Source organism: Vibrio sp. 10N.261.46.E11 (assembly GCF_041472735.1).
Taxonomy (GTDB): Bacteria; Pseudomonadota; Gammaproteobacteria; order Enterobacterales; family Vibrionaceae; genus Vibrio.
On the sequence record NZ_JBFRQW010000063.1, the window covers coordinates 1 to 1,412 of the forward strand.

At 42.6% G+C, this 1,412-nt stretch carries 1 protein-coding gene; it reads left to right on the forward strand.

The window, feature by feature from the left end; genetic code table 11:
- The first annotated feature begins 91 nt into the window (after window positions 1-91).
- Window positions 92-1,399, forward strand: coding sequence for an IS4 family transposase (locus AB4407_RS18755; RefSeq protein WP_372121612.1), 1,308 nt, complete (start codon window positions 92-94; stop codon window positions 1,397-1,399).
- Window positions 1,400-1,412: the final 13 nt, after the last annotated feature.

Below are 1,412 nucleotides of genomic sequence, written 5' to 3' on the forward strand. Positions count from 1 at the left end.
TAATGCCGATCAGTTAGAACTAAAGTGATCGGTTGAACGATCCTCCAGAGCTGTCAAAATCCAAGTGTATTTAATGCACTTGGATTTTTTTATGGATATTTCTCAAGCTCTAAACGTAATCAATGATTGGAAACCTTGCAACGTGGAAACGTTGGCCGACCTACTTCCAATTGACCTCATCGATGAAGCCTATGCTCTGACAGATACCGTTACGATGAGAAAGAGAAAATTAACGCTAGAATCCATGGTTTGGCTTCTTGTTGGAATGGCTGTCTATAACAATAAATCCATGAAAAACTTGGTTAACCAACTCGATATTGTCGATCGTACGGGTAAAGCTTTTGTCGCACCAAGTGCATTAACTCAACGTCGAAAGACGTTAGGCGAAGACGCAATAAAGGCGGTCTTTGAGCGAATGACAAGCTCATGGCTAAAAAGTGCAAAGTTACCTCAATGGAATGGACTGACACTTTTAGGTGTAGATGGTGTTGTTTGGCGTACGCCTGATAACCAGAAGAACGAAGAGGCTTTTTCTCGCCAAAAAGGTACGCAATATCCTCAAGTCAGAATGGTCTGCCAAATGGAACTAAGCAGCCACCTTATCACCGCTAGCGCCTTTGATAATTACAATACAAACGAAATGGTATTGGCTGAAAAGTTGATAGAAACAACGCCTGACCATAGTGTGACGATGTTCGATAAGGGCTTCTATTCTTTAGGTTTATTGCACAAATGGAAAGAGACAGGCTCAGATCGCCACTGGCTTATCCCTCTAAAAAAGAATACTCAATATGAGGTTATTCAATCTTTAGGGCGAAATGACAAACTTGTTCAGCTACACAGCAATCCAAGGGCTAGAAAACTGTGGCCTGATTTACCTATGTCGATAAATGCTCGGCTCGTGACTCGTAAAATCAAAGGAAAGGACTATCAGGTTTTGACGTCGATGACAGACTCGTTACGCTACCCCTCGAAAGATATTGCAAGTCTGTATGAGCACCGTTGGGAGATTGAACTGGGCTACCGAGAGCAAAAACAATACATGCTTGGAAACCGTCTTACGCTGCGAAGTCGTTTACCAGAGTTGGTAAAGCAGGAGTTATGGGGCATTTTGCTTACTTACAATTTAATCCGATATCAGATGGTCGAGCTTTGCTTTAATTTAAAAGGGAATTATCTTCCCTACCAACTGAGTTTTACCGGCACATTAGCGCATGTCTCCGCATTATTGGTCGGTTTACCTTACTCGACCCCGGGAGCAATACCACGTCAGCTAAAAGGCTTTCACAACATGGCTGAAAGCTTAATTCTTGAAGGACGAAGGGAAAGAACATTCCCTAGAACAGTTAAGCCCAGACCACAACGGTATGCTAAGAACAAAAGTGCCGTTCACTCTTAAGTGAACGGCATTA